The sequence below is a fragment of the Rhodococcus yunnanensis NBRC 103083 genome, assembly GCF_001895005.1.
Classification (GTDB): Bacteria; Actinomycetota; Actinomycetes; order Mycobacteriales; family Mycobacteriaceae; genus Rhodococcoides; species Rhodococcoides yunnanense.
Genome location: NZ_BCXH01000010.1, coordinates 102,596 through 118,098, shown reverse-complemented (window position 1 = coordinate 118,098; position 15,503 = coordinate 102,596). Strand labels below are relative to the sequence as shown.

Sequence of the window (15,503 nt, the reverse complement as noted above, 5' to 3'; positions counted from 1 at the left end):
GCGCTGCCCCGTAACGCCGTCTGCATTCCTGACGTGAATCCCAGTGACCAGTATGTCTGTAACGAGGTTTACACAATCGTTATCAGCGGTCAACCGGCACGGCACATAGTGCGAACACCCGCCGAGAAGTCACAGATTCCATCATTCGATTGAATGAACTCTAACAACGACGTCGGCGCGCAGAGCCGGAAACTTCCAGCTACTGCGCGCCGACGGCTGTGACAGGTATCAGGACTTCCAGACCGCGACCATGGACGGGCGCGGCTGCGAGTCGCCTCCATCCGGCCAGTGCGACATCGGGTTGTCGGCCGACGCCTCGTCGAACTCACCGGGGTGCTGAACTGCGACGACGACGCGTTCGTCCTGGACGATCGGGCCGCACGTCTCGCCGCCGGCCGGGACGGTCAGGAACTGGCGCGTCTCACCGCGTCGCTCACCGTCGAGAACCACCGCGAACAATCCGTCGTTCGATTCGAGAGCGTTGCCGTCGGTCGATATCCACAGATTTCCCTTGGAATCGAATGCGAGGTTGTCCGGGCAGGAGATGGGACTGACCTGGCTCTTGTCGAATCCGCCGAAATAGGTGTCTGCCTCGTTCGGGTCCCCGGCGACGATCAGCAGATTCCACACGAACGTCGTGCCCGCGTGGTCGTCCTCGATTTCGAGGATCTGCCCGTTCTTGTTCTTGTTGCGTGGGTTGGCCTCGTCCGCCGCGGCTTTGCCGTCGGTTCCACGGTTGGTGTTGTTGGTCAGTGCGACGTACACCTTGCCGGTGACGGGGTTGGGCTCGAAGTCCTCGGGGCGGTCCATCTTGGTGGCACCGACCGTGTCCCCTGCCTGACGCGTGAACACGGCGACCTCCTCGGCGGACATACCGTCGACGAGTGATTCGCCGCGACCGTCCTCACCGGTCCGCAGCAGCGGGATCCACTGACCCTTGCCCGCGAACTTGCCCGACGGCGGCAGTGCGCCACTTCCGTCGATCGAGTCGGGGGCGTCGCCGGTGAGGACGGCGACGTACAGGGTGCCGGCGTCGAGCAGCGTCACGTTGTGCCGCATCGCGGACTGGCCGCTGCCGGACATCATCTTTCGGCTGGAGACGAACTTGTACATGTAGTCGAAGCGCTCGTCGTCACCGCTGTACGCGACGACCGTGCCGTCGTCGGTGACGTAGATCGTCGCGGCCTCGTGCTTGAAGCGTCCGAGTGCAGTGTGTTTGATCGGCGTCGAGTTCGGGTCCCACGGATCGACCTCGACGACGTAGCCGAATCGGTTGACCTCGTTGGGTTCCTGCGCGAGATCGAAGCGCTTGTCGAAGCGTTCCCACTTGCGGTCGCTCGCTGCGCCTTCGATGCCGTAGCGGGCAAGCCGTTTCGCCGCGACGGGATCGGTGACGGACTCGGCATTGCCGAAGTACTGGTTGATGTTCTCCTCGCCGGAGAGCACCGTGCCCCACGGAGTCAGGCCGCCGGAGCAGTTGTTGAACGTGCCGAAGGCCTTCGTTCCGGTGGGGTCGACCGACGTCTTGAGGAAGTCGCTGCCCGCCGCGGGGCCGGTGATGACGAACTCCGTCGTTCCGGTTATGCGACGGTTGTACCGGCTGAAGGCGGGTGTCAGTGCCCCGCTTCCGTTGTCACCGTTCACCTGGAGCACCGAGAGTCCGTGCGCTGCAAGGGCGATGTCGAACTGCTCGCGCGTCGGGTTCTCCTCGTCGTACCCCTTGAACAGGAACGGCTCGGTCGTGTACTCGTGGTTGACCACCAACAGATATGCGTTCGGCGTGCCCTCGATGGGGAGCAGCCCGGCGAAGTCGTTGTTGAACCCGAACTGCATTGCTTGAGCAGCGGCGGTCTGATTGTCGAAGTCGAAGGCGGGTGCGCCCTCGAGGACCGGATCGCCCCACCGAATGATGACGGCCTGCTCGTACCCTTCGGGCACCACGACGGCGTCCTCGGTGTTCGGTGCGACGGCGGTGAAGTCGACGCCGTCGACCGGTGGGGTCGTCGTGCCGCCGCTCGAACCGGTCGCTGCAGGCTCGTCGGTGCTGCATGCGGCGAGAACACTGCCAGCACCGACTGCGACGACGGCCATCGCGCCGCCGCGTAGTACTCCGCGCCTGGTCATCGCAGTCTTGACGATATCGCCGAAGTACTGGCCCTTCGAGGTGTTGGGGACCTCGTGGAAGCATGCGTCACCGCACTTGTACTTACACGTCAGAGCCGAGCGCGCAGAGCTGCCATCGTGGACGGAAAGGATCGGGAGAAGCTTCATGAACGGGCACGGTGTCAGCCCAATGCGAAGGTAAAGGAACGCCTCGGTGAAGTCACGGAGAACGAGGCTGCCCTAACAGCTCGACTCCTCAGAGCACCTGGGACAGAAACTGCTTCAGTCGATCGGTGTGAGGATCGTCGAAAAGCTGCTCCGGCGTTCCGGTTTCGACGGCACTGCCATGATCCATGAAGAGCACCTTGTTCGATACCGAACGCGCAAAACCCATTTCGTGCGTGACGACGACCATCGTCATTCCACCCGACGCGAGATCGGCCATCAGTGCGAGTACGCCCTTGACCAGTTCGGGGTCGAGAGCGGAGGTGGCCTCGTCGAAGAACATCACCTCGGGTTTCATCGCCAACGCTCGGGCGATGGCGACGCGCTGCTGCTGTCCGCCGGAGAGGTTGCCCGGGCGAGAGTCGGCCTTGTTGCCGAGCCCGACGAGTTCGAGCTGTTCGAGTGCCGCCGCCCGCGCCTCGTCCTTGGACAAGCCCCTGAGCTTGCGCAGCCCGAGAGTGATGTTGTCGGCAACGGTCTTGTGCGGGAACAGGTTGAAGTGCTGGAACACCATTCCGATTCGCTGCCGAAGCTCGTCGGGGTTGTCCTTCAACACGGACTTGCCGCCGAGGAGGATGTCGCCCTGATCGGGTTCGTGCAGCCGGTTGAGCGCACGCAGAAGCGTGGACTTACCGGAGCCCGACGGCCCGATGACCGTCGTGGTCTTGCCTGCGTCGACGTGGACGTTGACCCCGCGCAGCACCTTGTTGGTGCCGAACGCGAGATGAATATCGGTCCCTGTCAAGGACACTGAGCTCATTCTCTACCTCTCCACCACTAGTGATACCTCGACCGGATCGAGCGTTCCCGAGGTGTCGGCCTTACCGGAACGCAAGCGCTTGTCGATGTAGTTGACCAGGTGCGTCAGCGGGACCGTCAGAATGAGATAGAAGACGCCCGCGGCGAGAAGCGGCGACAGGTTGCCGGTCTGCGCTGCGGTGTCCTGACCGACTCGGAACAACTCGCGTTGCGACGCGAGCAGGCCGAGGAAGTAGATCAGCGAACTGTCCTTGATCAGCGAGATGAACTGATTGACGATCGCCGGCAGGACGCGTCGAATTCCCTGGGGAACGACGACCAGAGTCATCGACCGGCGATAGCTGAACCCGAGCGCACGGGAGGCCTCCAGCTGGCCGGAGTCCACGCTCTGTATGCCGGAGCGGAAGATCTCACCGAAGTACGCGGCGGCCATCAGCGACAGCGCCGCGATCCCGAGTGGGAACGGGCTGCGGCTACCGGTCAGCTGGGTCAGCGTCGGGCCGAAGCCGAGCCCGATGAGCAGAATGACCACTGCGGCCGGGAGTCCACGGAAGATGTCCGTGTACACCCGCGCGGGCCACCGGAGCCAGCGGGAGCGGGACATGCCCGCCACCGCCAGCCCGAGACCGATCACCGTACCGATCACCCCGGACGATGCAGCCAGAATCAGGGTGTTCGGCAATCCGACGGTGATCAGCTTGGGAACGGTCTCCCAGATGAGTTCCCAATCGAAGAACGTGTCGTACAGATTCGACAGTGTGCTCATCGGTTACGAGGCGGGAGGGGTGGAGGCCTTGCTGCCCGGCTTCCAATCGGAGGGCACCTCGCGGTCCGGGTACCACTCCTTCTCCAGGGTGTTCCAGGTGCCGTCGGCGACCACGGCGTCCAGGCCGGAGTTCAGCGCGTCGATCAACGGCTGGTTGTCCTTGTTCACAGCGAACGCCGTGAAGTTGGTCGTGTTGATCGTCTTCTCGAGGATGGCGACGCCGTCCTCGGCCTTGACCTGGCCCGAAGCCTGCTGGGACGGGGCAACCCATGCGTCGATCTGGCCGGACTTCACATTGGCGTACGCCGTGTTGTAGTCCGGGAAACGGACCGGCTCGATGCCGAGGGTGTTGGTGACGTAGTCGTCCTGGACGGTGCCCTGGACGACGCCGATGCGCTGCTGGTCGTCGAGCTCGGTGATCGTCTTGATGGCGTAGTCGTTCTTCGCGACGAGAGCCATTTCACCGAAGTCGTAACCGTTGGTGAAGCCCACCGTCTGGCGACGTGCGTCGGTCGTCGAGATCGACGAGGAGCCTGCGTCGTAGACCTTGTTGTTCACCGCGGCGAGCAAGCTCGAGAACTCGGTGGCCGAGAACTCGACCGTCAGATCCAACTTGGCTGCGATGGCCTTGAGCAGCTCGTTGTCGAAGCCCGTGAAGTTGCCTGCTGCGTCGATGAAGATGTTCGGCGGTGCGTCGGACAGCGTGCCGACGTACAGCGTCCCCGGCTTGATCAGGCCGATGTTCGCGGTGTCGATCTGGTCGAGCGGGGTGACGTCGGCCGTCGTGTACTTGTCGGTGGACGCCTGGTCAGCGCCGGCAAGGGCGTTCTCGCCTGTGCCGCCGGAGCTGTTGTCGCTCGAGCAGGCGACCGCCCCGAGCGTGAGTGCGAGCGATGCAGCGATAGCTGCGATCGCACGGCCCCGTATACGTCGACTGGTCACAGCGGATCTCCTCGGTATGTGGATCGAAAGACCCCTGAGGCTATCGCGGGCGCACCGAAGTCAGGGAATCAGATTGCGGATGTGTTAACCAACTCTCACGGCACCGCATTCCCTGTTTCTCGAAATCGAACCTCCTCCGGCACGCCCGTGCACGTCAGCTCCGAGAGTTACGCCAGGCGATCGCGGCCTTCAGTTCCGTCAGGTCGTAATCGGGGCCGCCGGTCCCGACGGTGAACAGGGTTGCTCCGGCGTCGACGAAATCCTGGGCCTTGTCCGCACCGGGCCACGACACCGAACGCGTGATGCCCGAGACGTCGCGTCCGACGGTTTCGCCGTGCTCGGCCAGGATGCCGGACTTGCGTTTCAGTTCGTCGAGGTCGGCGAAGCTGTGCCAGATGTGCGCGTATTCGGCGACCATCTTGAGTGTCTTCTTCTCGCCGCCACCGCCGATCAGAATCGGGATCGCACGCGTCGGCGCCGGGTTGCCGACCTCGAGGCGATGCTTGATACGAGCGAGGTTCTCGTTCAACAGTTTCAGGCGTGATCCGGCGGTGCCGAACTCGTAACCGAAGTTGTCGTAGTCCTTCTCGTTCCAGCCGCCGCCGATTCCGAGGATCAACCGCCCGCCGCTGATGTGGTCGACGGTGCGAGCCATGTCGGCGAGTAGATCCGGGTTGCGGTAACCGCCACCGGTGACGAGGGCACCGATCTCCACGTTGGACGTCTGCTCGGCCCAGGCGCCCAGCATCGTCCAGCACTCGAAGTGCGCGCCGTCGAGGTCACCGTAGAGAGGATAGAAATGGTCCCAGTTGAAGACGATGTCGACGCCTGCATCTTCCGAGCGCAGGACCGCGTCGCGGATGAGCTGGTAGTCGGGGGCGTGCTGGGGCTGAAGTTGAACACCGATTTTCAAGGTCATGCGTCCAGTATGCGCATCATCCGATGGCGACGCCGGACTCGAGCATCGTCGCGCGGAGCAGAAATCCAGCTTCGTGGCCGACGATCTCGGTGACCAAACGGACGAAACGGTCGACGAACTCGCCTCCGTGCGAGGGCACTTCGGAGTCGGGGGGCTCGTAGTGGTGGGCCAGCTCGTGCAGTACGACGAGTTCACGCAGGGCCCACGCCTCGTTCCGTCGGTGCAACGGCACAGCGATGGTCTGTGTGTCCCGCTCGTAGTGCGACGCACCGGTTCCCGAACGCTCGCGGACGTGTACGACGGTGTCGGCCTGCGGCCACGTCTCCCGGATCCATTCGAGCCGGGACACCGCGTCGACGTACCTCTGCACCGAGTCGAGCGAGGCGAATTTCCGTTCGATCGGCAGAGTCACCGTGGATCCGAGAATGTCCACGGTGCGCAGATCCCGTTCGTCGGCGCGGTCGAAGATGGTGCGGACCAACGATTCGGCCTCGTACACCTTCGATCGCTGTGAATCCCTGTTCTTCACCGCCGCGAGCGTAGTGCGTGATCGCATTCGCTGGGATTGTCGCCCGAAAGATCGATCGACTCGGGCGGCGTGCGATCGCACGGGGATGTGCGATCGATCAGGAATCGAGAAGCACCGATCCTGACCAGACAACTAACGTCATCGACATGAACATCACCATTCACTCGGCGTTCCTGCCACATCACGACCACAAGGAATCTCTGGCGTTCTACCGTGACACGCTGGGTTTCGAGGTCCTCAACGAAGTCGGCTACGACGGCATGTACTGGATCACCGTCGGCCATCCGGATCGACCGGGTGCATCACTGGTTCTGCACCCGCCTGCAGCAGATCCAGGTGTCACCGACGACGAGAGGCGCACCATCGCAGAGATGATGGCCAAGGGAACCTACGCCATTCTGACCCTCGCCACCCCCGACCTCGACGCCACATTCGCGAAGTTGGAGGCGAGCGGAGTCGACATCGTCCAGGAGCCCATCGACCAGCCGTACGGCATTCGGGACTGTGCGGTGCGCGATCCCGCAGGAAACCTGATTCGAATCAACGAGGTGCGCTGAAATGAACTCGATCGAAACCGTGACACTCGAAGTATCCGATCCCGCAGCCGCCGAAGCCTTCTACGGCGCCCTCGGTGTGGGCGAGCACGTGGACGTCCGAGCCACGGACGCGCCGACCACCGGATTCCGCAGCTACACACTCTCGCTCGTGGTGTCTGCGCCGAACATCGTCGACGCCTACATCGGCGCCGCCGTCGACGCCGGCGCCACCGTCCTGAAACCGGTGAAGAAGGGGTTCTGGGGTTACGGCGGCGTTGTACAGGCCCCAGACGGTGCGATCTGGAAGGTCGCGACATCATCGAAGAAGAACACCGGGCCGTCCACCCGGCAGTTCGACGACCTCGTTTTGTTGCTCGGTGTCGAGGACGTCAAGGCGAGCAAGCAGTTCTACCTCGACCGCGGACTCGAAGTCTCCAAGAGCTACGGGCGCAAGTACGTCGAGTTCGCGAGCCGGCCGAAAACAGTCAAGCTCGCGTTGTACGGTCGTGCTGCTCTCGCGAAGGATGCGGGTCTCGATCCGAGTGGTACGGGATCTCACCGCATCGCGATCAGTGGCGTCGCCGGAAAGTTCACCGACCCCGACGGATTCACCTGGGAGGCCGACCAGACCGTCACGCCGCCTGTGTAGCTCAGGCTTTCAGGCTCAGCTCCATGCTGTCTCCTTGCTTGGAGGGGAAGTTGAAACTGACGTAACCATGAGCAGGGTCACGTACGTGGTCGAGATACGCGCCGGTCTCGGCGTGACCTGCGTTGTCGGCAGCTACGAGTGTGCCGCTCGGGAGGCGGTCCTCCAGCAAGTTCAGCACCGGCAGGTACATCTCCTTCCAGCCGTCGAGAAGTACGAAACCCACTGGGGAATCGATGTTTTGGAGAGTGTCGAGAGCATCGCCGACGCGAACCTCGATGACGTCGGACACACCGACGCGATCGAATGTCGCCTGTGCCGCCGCGACCTTGTCGGCACTGAGCTCGGTCGTCACGACTCTGCCCGAACCGTTGTCGCGAACAGCAGCGGCGAGGTGCAGAGTCGAGATGCCGAACGACATACCGAATTCGACGACGACGGTCGGTTGTGTAGCGCGGACCAGCGAGTACAGCAGCCGTCCGGCATCGGGATCGATGGGCATGTAGACCTCGCTGGCGTCGTCGGCGCGCTGCTGGGCAGAGCGAGATTTGTCGCTCTCGCGTCGGCGCCGAGGTCCTCGCCGCTGTGCGTCGGCGGCGGCGTACAGCTGCCGGAGTGTGCTTGCCAGCGGATCGGAATCCAAAGTCGTCGTCATGGTGGCAAGGGTAGACAACTTCCCTGGCAGTTCGGTGTTCTATTTCTGCCGGCGGAAATCCAATGCGACGCCGATCCAGAAAGTTAGATCGTCACCGGCACAGCCGTCGGAGGTGACCGTGATCCAGCCGTTGCTCATCGTTCGCCCGCGCATGGCAGCGCGCTGAGCGCCCGGCCGTGTCTCGAGTTCTTCGGTCCGTGCGGGATCGCATTTGATCAACAGCTCGCCGTCGACGGTCGCACCGACGGTGAGCTTGCCGGCGACCATGAACTGCAGGCCACCGAACATCTTCTTCTCCACGACCGACGGCTGTTCGGTGAGTGCAGCACGAATTCGATCGGCGAGTTCGACGTCGTAGGCCATGGCACAGCCATTATGCGCCCGCCGTGACGGACGTATCGGTAGACCGGTGAACAGTCCGTCGTCGTCGAATTCGACGACGACATTGCAAATGTGTACAGGACTGCCCGAGATCTCGGCGCCGACATCGTATTCGGTACTGCGGCGCACCGAGATCGGGCGGCCTGTGTTCACGTTCCGACTAGATCGGAGCCTCGAACTCGTACCTCTCCACGTGATCGTCCTCGGCTACGACGACGGTCGCCAGGGTCGACCGGCCTGGTGGATGTACGCGCGCGGTGATGGAACCCGATGTTGCAGAGTCGAGTCGGTGAACCACGGCACTGCGGATCCGGTCCGCGACGTCGGAGCCGAACTGGTCGAGTCCACCGTCGTCGAGCAGTGTGACGGTGACGCCTCGTGTCCGCGCGGCCCGTGCGGCCGCGGCGATGTCGGGGACGTCGAGCGATCGTGCACGAATGCTGTCTCGCAGAGTGGCCTCGACCAGCAGCGCCTCGCACCTGGCGGCGTCGTCGAGCACGGTCGATTCGGCGATGCGTCCGAGCACGGGTCGCGCGAGTGCGTCGAGCCGACGAAGCTGCCGCCCACGTTCATCCTGCGCGGCGTCGGCTGCGGCCTTGTCCGCGACATTGCGCGCTCGCTCCTCGCGGAGTGCATAGACAGAAGCTGCCGCAGGCCTGACGACGTGCGCGAAGAAGGTCGCCGACACCATGACACCCATACAGGTCACGAATGTCGACGCCGCCCCGGAGAAATCGGGCGACGCAGCCCAGTACACGGCAAACGCGCCGACTTCGCCCGCCCAGCCCGGGACCACCCTGCCGCGGACGCACAGGAACGCGCACAGCGCTGCCCCGCTGCCGACGGTGGTGGTCACCGCCTGAGATTGCGTTGCGCTGGTGTCGACGACTGTCAGCAACACCGCCACCTGGATGGCAGGCAGCGCGGCTATCAACAGCGCCCACCACCTCGGCAACGGATCGCCCGGCACGGCGATCAGCAGAATCGCACCGAAGGCGAGAAGTGCGACGATGATCGCTTCGGCGGCTGTGCCGCCTGCGGGCCCGAACATGGCGACCGCTGCCGCGGCGACGAACAATCCGGTGACGGCGTACGCGCCCCTGGACTGCATTCCGATGATGGTCGACGCGTCGTTCCGCAGCCGCGCCTGCCCGCGATGTTCTCTCACGAGGGCCTCGACCACTCGAGCACGATCGTCGTTCCTGCACCGGGCCGACTGTCGATCTCGGACCTGCCGCCGTCGAGGGTCGTCATTCGACGCACGATACTGACGTCGATACCGAGTCTTCCGGGACCGACTGCCGCCGAATCGAACCCACGTCCGGTATCGGAGACGATCACACGAACGGAGTCGCGATACAGATCCAGCGCGACGCGTCGTCCATGTCGAGGACCTGCATGCTGAATGCTGTTACGCAATGCCTCGGCCATCGCACCGCCGACTGCCGAGGCCACGGCAGCGGGATACGCGGATGCGGCTTCCTCGACGGTCACCGACACGGTCTCGCCGAGATCGTCGACGATGGTCGAGAGCTGTTCGACGAGCCTGGGCGCAAGAATGTCGCCGCCGCGTTCGGAGTCCTGTGCTGCGAGATCGAGTTCGGCGATCGTGGTCAGGGCTTCACCTGCGAGTCGACCATCGTGATCGGGGTGTGTGGTGGCGAGGAGCGTGGTGAGTACCCGATCGTGAATCAACGCATCGAACCGTGAGCGTTCGTGTTCCCGCGCCTGCGCCGCGGCAGTTTCGGCGGCGGAGCGCTCCAGCAGCTGCCGGTTGGCGTCCAGGACGGTTCCCGTGCGCAACGCCATGATCACTGCTCCCGCGAGGAGCGCGGTGAATCCGAACGCCCAGACACCGGCGTAGAAGAGGTCGGCGAGCGATGCGTCGCGTCCGAACATTCCCAGTTGATCGATGGTCGCCACCGAAATGGCTGCAACGAACTGCACGGTGAGAGTCACCAGCGGCCGCCACACGAGCGCGGCGCACAGGCCTGCGAGACCGCCGAGGGCCGACAACCAGGTACCCCGTACAGCACCGTCGAGCGTGTCTCCGTCCCATGCGACCAGCCACAGAGCAGCTGCCAGCGGAATACCGGCCGCGGAGGCGATTGCTGCCATGGGAATGCACGACGGGGCCGCAAGCGTGGCGACGAACAGGCCGATGCCGGGTACGAACACGAGCGCGACCGCGAGTGGCGTCCACCACCAGGCCAGAATCTGCGCACCTTCGGCAATGCCGGACAAGGACACGAGCAGATACGCGATGAAACCCACGCCGAGCAGACGCGCGATGAGAACTCGAATGCGATCGCCGGGCCTGGTCTCGTCCACCAGTGCGTCGCTCACGGCTTTCGCCGCCGCATCGAGCTTTCTTTACACACGCTCGGCAACGCTACCTGCACGTCCGGCATCGACCGCGACGGTCATCGTTCCAGTTGCCCCCTCGCCCCGCTGATCTCGGCCTCACCTCCGAGCCGCGCTGCCCGTCCGGCACGGTCACCCGCGCTGCGGGCGCCGCGGGAGTAACCCGCGTTGGCCGACTGCCGACGCCACGTCCCGCGCGCGGTGGAGGTGGTCGAGTAGTAGTCGCGTAGCTCGATCTCCTTGTTGCGTAATACCAGTGCCGTGCCTGTCTCGGGCCTCTCCTCGGTGATGGCCGTGGCCTCGGCCTCCTTCTTCACCGAATCCAGGCGTTTGCCGATGCGTTCGGCGAACGCGGTCTGGAAGTTCAACCGCGCGGTGACGGGAGCAACGACGACGGTCTCCTGTCGTTTGTACCGTCGTCGACCGATGACTTCCGTGACCGTCCGAACCGCAGTTTCGTTCTTGTAGGCGCCCGACTTGATGTAGGCATCCGAGGCACGCACCATCTGGATGAGCAGGCTCGAGTACAGCGCCTCGCACGTATCGATGTCGGATTCGAAGCCGTACGCGAACACCTGCGTCGACGACGCTGCGACATCGCACTTGACGTCGTTGGCGAAGGCAATCGCGACGAACAGGTGCACATAGGTCTTGAGGCCACGCTTGCCCGGCTCGCCGATCTTGACGACCCGTTGGACCGGGGCCGTCTGCTTCTCCCGCGACGCACTGTGCGAGCGCGCGACGGCGAGGTCGATGGACGTTGCCGTCGCCAGTCGCTGGGCGGCTTCCATGAACGCTTCGGCTTCGTGTGGATTGTCGGTCGACTCCGCCTGTCGCAACAGTCCGCCGATACGGGTCAGCATCTTCTCGGAACTCACCCGGCAGAGGCTACAACCCGGCACCGACAACCGCGGTTGACCGATTCAGCTGGCCCGGAATCACCTCGTGTGGGTGATTTGTGTGTCACAGTGCGTATCGACATGTGCGTCGGGGGCAGCACACTCGGTATTCCGCTGTGAGTATCCCCACGCATACACCGTGCACGAGCAAGTGGAGAGACAACAAATGGCGTCTTTGATCTCGAAGGCTGCGGTGCTGGCGACAGCCGCAACGCTGCTGACGCTCACCGCGTGTTCCAGCGACAGCGGTTCGGGCGATTCCGCATCCGAGAACACCGATGGTCGCGGCCCCATCACCTATGTAGAGGGCAAGGACACCACCGAAACCGGGGTCGTCAAGCAGATCGTCGACGAGTGGAATGCCGCTCACCCCGACGAGCAGGTCACGTTCAAGGAACAGTCGAACGATGCCGATCAGGCTCACGACGACCTGGTCCAGCATCTGCAGGCAGAGCAGAGCGACTACGACGTGATGGCCCTCGACGTCATCTGGACCGCCGAGTTCGCGGCCAAGGGCTGGCTCGTTCCGCTCGAAGGCGAGTTCGCACTCGACAATGCAGGCATCCTTCCCTCGACGGTGGAGAGCGCCACCTACAACGGCACTCAGTACGCCGCCCCGAAGAACACCAACGGCGGCCTGCTGTTCTACCGCAGCGACCTGGTGCCGACGGCTCCCACCACGTGGACCGAGCTCAACGCCAACTGCGCGATCGCGGAGGCGAACGACATCGATTGTTATGCCGGACAGTTCGCCTCCTACGAGGGCCTGACCGTCAACGCGTCGGAGATCATCAACGCACACGGCGGATCGTTCGTCGGTCCGGACGGAAAGACGCCCACCGTCGACAGCCCCGAGGCCAAGGCAGGACTGCAGGCGCTGGTGACCGCGTTCGAGTCGGGCGTCATCCCGGCACAGGACACCACGTTCAAGGAGCCGGAGAGCCAGCAGGCATTCGAGGACGGCAAGGCGCTCTTCCTGCGTAACTGGCCGTACGTCTACGGCACCGCTGCCAAGGAAGGTTCTGCCGTCGCTGGCAAGTACGCGGTTGCACCGCTGCCCGGCGTCACCGGTGTCGGCACCTCGACGCTCGGCGGCTACAACGCAGCGATCAGCGCGTACTCCGAGAACAAGGCGACCGCTGCGGACTTCCTGCGATTCCTGCAGGGCGAGCAGGCTCAGCGCATCATCGCCGAGGGCGCACTGCCTCCCGTGCTTGGATCGCTGTACGACGACCCGGCCCTCATCGCCGAGATGCCGTACCTCCCGGCTTTGAAGGCCTCGATCGAGAATGCTGTTCCGCGCCCGGTGACTCCGTTCTACCCCGCCGTGTCGAAGGCTGTGCAGGACAACACCTTCGCTGCCATCAAGGGTGAGAAGACCGTCGACCAGGCGATCGCGGACATCCAGGCCGGAATCGAGTCGGCAAGCTCCAACTAGAGGTCCGCGTTCGGTCCTCGAGGAGGAAATACATGGCTCTACCTACTGGTGGCACCAGTGGGGTTGTTGTTGCAACCGCGGCCGGGGGCACTGCCCCCGGCCGCGGTGAGCATCGACGCACCGACAAGAAGAAGCGCTTCGGGCTCAGTTCCGGAAGAGCGTGGCTGCTCATCGCACCGACGCTGGTGATACTCGCCGTCGTCATCGCCTATCCCGTCGTGCGCGCCGTGATCATGTCCTTCCAGAAGGACGCTGGTCTCGACCCGGCGACCGGCATGTTCGTCAAGGGCGGCAGCGCCGGCTTCTCCAACTACACGCACTGGATACTGCAGCAGTGCACATCGGCGTCCGGAACGTTGGTCCCCTGTCCGCCAGGCACTCTCGGCTCCCAGTTCTGGGGAGCGGTCGGAAACACGGCCTTCTTCACCGTGGTGACCGTGTCCATCGAAGTGGTCATCGGATTCGCCATGGCCGTCATCATGGGCAAGACCTTCGCGGGCCGTGCGCTGCTGCGCGCTGCGATTCTGATCCCGTGGGCCATTCCGACGGCCGTCACCGCGAAGCTCTGGTACTTCATCTTCGCGTACGACGGCATCGCCAACAAACTATTGGGAACCCAGATCCTCTGGACCGGCGACGCCTGGCCTGCACGGTTCGCCGTCATCATCGCCGACGTCTGGAAGACCACACCGTTCATGGCGCTGTTGGTTCTCGCAGGCCTGCAGATGATTCCGGCCGATGTGTACGAGGCCGCCCGCGTCGACGGCGCATCCGCGTGGCAGCGTTTCACCAGGATCACGTTGCCTCTGGTCAAGCCGGCATTGATGGTCGCGATCCTGTTCAGGACGATGGACGCCCTGCGCATGTACGACCTTCCCGCCATCCTCACCGAGGGCAATCCGGCGACACGCACCATCTCGATCCTCGTCGTCGATCAGATTCGGCAAGGGTTCAACAGCGCTGCCGCGTTGTCCACCATTTCGTTCATCTTCATCTTCGTCGTCGCGTTCATCCTGGTGAAGTTCCTCGGCGCAAATGCTGTTGCGACGCAGGAGAATCAGCGTAGGGGTGTGGTCCGATGAAGACGGCTCGCATATATCTCGGTGTCGCGATCATCCTCGTGTGGGGGCTCGCGCCGTTCTACTGGATGGTAGTGACGGCGTTCCGTGACCCGCGCTACACGTTCGACACGACGCCGTGGCCGACGCACGTGACATTCGAGAACTTCTCCAACGCACTCTCGACGAGCAACGGCAACAACTTCGTTCGAGCGGTGGTCAACAGCCTGATCATCGGCGGCGCCACAACGCTCATCGCCCTGGTGATCGGCATCTTCTGCGCATACGCATTGTCGCGTATCGACTTTCGATTCAAGTACATCGTCGTCGGCATCGTGCTGGGCGCCTCGATGTTCCCCGTCGTCGCCCTGGTGACACCGCTGTTCCAGTTCTTCACCGACATCGGCTGGATCGGCACCTACCAGGCAATGATCATCCCGAACATCTCGTTCGTGCTGCCGCTCACGATCTACACCCTGGCCGCATTCTTCGCCGAATTGCCCTGGGAGCTCGAAGAAGCCGCGCGCATCGACGGTGCCGGACGGTTCCAGGCCTTCCGTCTGGTCATGTTGCCGCTTGCCGCGCCTGCCCTGTTCACGACCGCGATCCTCGCGTTCATCGCCGCGGTCAACGAATACCTTCTGGCCAGTCAGCTCTCGAGCGACAAGACCGAACCCGTGACGGTTGCGATCGCCCGCTTCTCCGGCAACGACCCACACGTGGTGCCGTACGCGGCGATCATGGCAGCGGGCACCATCGTCGCGATTCCGTTGGTCATCATGGTGCTGATCTTCCAGCGCCGCATCATCTCCGGCCTCACCGCCGGCGGAGTGAAATCATGACCGGGGTTCTTGTGACCGGGGTGTTGTTGTGACGGGGGTGTTGTTGTGACGGCGCAGGATCACCTCCAGTTGCTCGCGGGGATCCTGGGGTTCTTCGCGCTCATGGCATTCATCGCCGCGGTCGCCGGGATCATCGGCGGGGATCCGAGCGTCTGGGCGTCTGTTGTTCTGTTGGCCCTGCTCGGTGCCCTGGCCTTCGTGGTCCGCAAGATCAGGGCCTGACCACACCTCCCTCGCCACACCACGCCACGCCACACCACACCACGCAAATGCATATGCATTTGCGGGTCCGGCTGGGGGTTGCTGCTGCTCATGCGCAAATGCATATGCATTTGCGGACTGGGGGCGGACTTTGCTGGAGAATTACCCTGCCCTCACGCAAACGCACGTGCGTTTGCGGACCGTGCTGGGGGTTCACCCTGCTCCCGCGCAAACGCACGT

15 protein-coding genes and 1 pseudogene are annotated in these 15,503 nt (G+C 63.7%); 6 read left to right on the top strand and 10 right to left on the bottom strand.

Features of this window, described 5'->3' with window-relative positions; translation table 11 throughout:
* Nucleotides 1-228: 228 nt before the first annotated feature.
* The 5 genes and pseudogenes from RY1_RS17055 to RY1_RS17030 form a co-directional block, all read right to left on the bottom strand.
* A complete protein-coding gene (locus RY1_RS17055; protein WP_072805087.1) occupies nucleotides 229-2,271 on the bottom strand; it encodes a PhoX family protein in 2,043 nt (680 codons plus the stop codon).
* A gap of 88 nt (nucleotides 2,272-2,359) precedes the next feature.
* Nucleotides 2,360-3,088 (bottom strand): amino acid ABC transporter ATP-binding protein, encoded by a 729-nt coding sequence (locus RY1_RS17050; protein WP_072805086.1) that lies wholly within the window; start codon nucleotides 3,086-3,088, stop codon nucleotides 2,360-2,362.
* A 3-nt stretch (nucleotides 3,089-3,091) separates the two neighbouring features.
* A pseudogene (locus RY1_RS30665) lies at nucleotides 3,092-4,795 on the bottom strand (ABC transporter substrate-binding protein/permease).
* A 154-nt stretch (nucleotides 4,796-4,949) separates the two neighbouring features.
* Entirely contained in the window at nucleotides 4,950-5,714 is a 765-nt protein-coding gene (locus RY1_RS17035; RefSeq protein ID WP_072805082.1) for an LLM class F420-dependent oxidoreductase, read from the bottom strand.
* Nucleotides 5,715-5,730: 16 nt separating this feature from the next.
* Nucleotides 5,731-6,270 (bottom strand): TIGR04338 family metallohydrolase, encoded by a 540-nt coding sequence (locus RY1_RS17030; protein ID WP_072805080.1) that lies wholly within the window; start codon nucleotides 6,268-6,270, stop codon nucleotides 5,731-5,733.
* A 119-nt stretch (nucleotides 6,271-6,389) separates the two neighbouring features.
* Here RY1_RS17030 and RY1_RS17025 point away from each other — a divergent pair, with 119 nt between their 5' ends.
* A complete protein-coding gene (locus RY1_RS17025; RefSeq protein ID WP_072805078.1) occupies nucleotides 6,390-6,800 on the top strand; it encodes a VOC family protein in 411 nt (136 codons plus the stop codon).
* Between the two features lies 1 nt (nucleotide 6,801).
* Nucleotides 6,802-7,428, top strand: a complete 627-nt coding sequence (locus RY1_RS17020; RefSeq protein ID WP_072805077.1) for a VOC family protein — start codon at nucleotides 6,802-6,804, stop codon at nucleotides 7,426-7,428.
* 1 nt (nucleotide 7,429) lies between these two features.
* Here the strand turns inward: RY1_RS17020 and RY1_RS17015 are convergent, their stop codons facing one another.
* From RY1_RS17015 to RY1_RS16995, 5 genes are all read right to left on the bottom strand, one after another.
* Nucleotides 7,430-8,080 carry an O-methyltransferase gene (locus tag RY1_RS17015; RefSeq protein WP_072805075.1) on the bottom strand — a complete coding sequence of 217 codons (651 nt, stop codon included), beginning with the start codon at nucleotides 8,078-8,080 and terminating at the stop codon, nucleotides 7,430-7,432.
* A 39-nt stretch (nucleotides 8,081-8,119) separates the two neighbouring features.
* Complete coding sequence (locus RY1_RS17010; RefSeq protein WP_245819713.1) at nucleotides 8,120-8,614, bottom strand: TfoX/Sxy family protein; 495 nt, start codon at nucleotides 8,612-8,614, stop codon at nucleotides 8,120-8,122.
* Nucleotides 8,615-8,621: 7 nt separating this feature from the next.
* Nucleotides 8,622-9,629, bottom strand: a complete 1,008-nt coding sequence (locus tag RY1_RS17005) for a DUF8320 family protein (RefSeq protein WP_245819711.1) — start codon at nucleotides 9,627-9,629, stop codon at nucleotides 8,622-8,624.
* Nucleotides 9,626-10,807: a sensor histidine kinase gene (locus RY1_RS17000; RefSeq protein WP_072805074.1), complete on the bottom strand. Its 1,182-nt coding sequence runs from the start codon at nucleotides 10,805-10,807 to the stop codon at nucleotides 9,626-9,628. The genes RY1_RS17005 and RY1_RS17000 overlap by 4 nt, the downstream gene beginning before the upstream one ends.
* A gap of 77 nt (nucleotides 10,808-10,884) precedes the next feature.
* The gene (locus tag RY1_RS16995; RefSeq protein WP_072805073.1) at nucleotides 10,885-11,703 is read right to left on the bottom strand and encodes a DUF2786 domain-containing protein; all 819 of its coding nucleotides are present in this window, start codon (nucleotides 11,701-11,703) and stop codon (nucleotides 10,885-10,887) included.
* 187 nt (nucleotides 11,704-11,890) lie between these two features.
* On the opposite strand from RY1_RS16995, the gene RY1_RS16990 reads away from it, so the two are divergent.
* The 4 genes from RY1_RS16990 to RY1_RS30155 are packed head-to-tail and all read left to right on the top strand — an operon-like array spanning nucleotide 11,891 to nucleotide 15,284.
* The gene (locus RY1_RS16990) at nucleotides 11,891-13,162 is read left to right on the top strand and encodes an ABC transporter substrate-binding protein (RefSeq protein ID WP_072805071.1); all 1,272 of its coding nucleotides are present in this window, start codon (nucleotides 11,891-11,893) and stop codon (nucleotides 13,160-13,162) included.
* A gap of 32 nt (nucleotides 13,163-13,194) precedes the next feature.
* Nucleotides 13,195-14,244: a carbohydrate ABC transporter permease gene (locus RY1_RS16985; RefSeq protein ID WP_174565405.1), complete on the top strand. Its 1,050-nt coding sequence runs from the start codon at nucleotides 13,195-13,197 to the stop codon at nucleotides 14,242-14,244.
* Entirely contained in the window at nucleotides 14,241-15,062 is an 822-nt protein-coding gene (locus tag RY1_RS16980) for a carbohydrate ABC transporter permease (protein WP_072805070.1), read from the top strand. The genes RY1_RS16985 and RY1_RS16980 overlap by 4 nt, the downstream gene beginning before the upstream one ends.
* Before the next feature lie 45 nt (nucleotides 15,063-15,107).
* Entirely contained in the window at nucleotides 15,108-15,284 is a 177-nt protein-coding gene (locus RY1_RS30155; protein ID WP_169914736.1) for a hypothetical protein, read from the top strand.
* Nucleotides 15,285-15,503 lie beyond the last annotated feature (219 nt).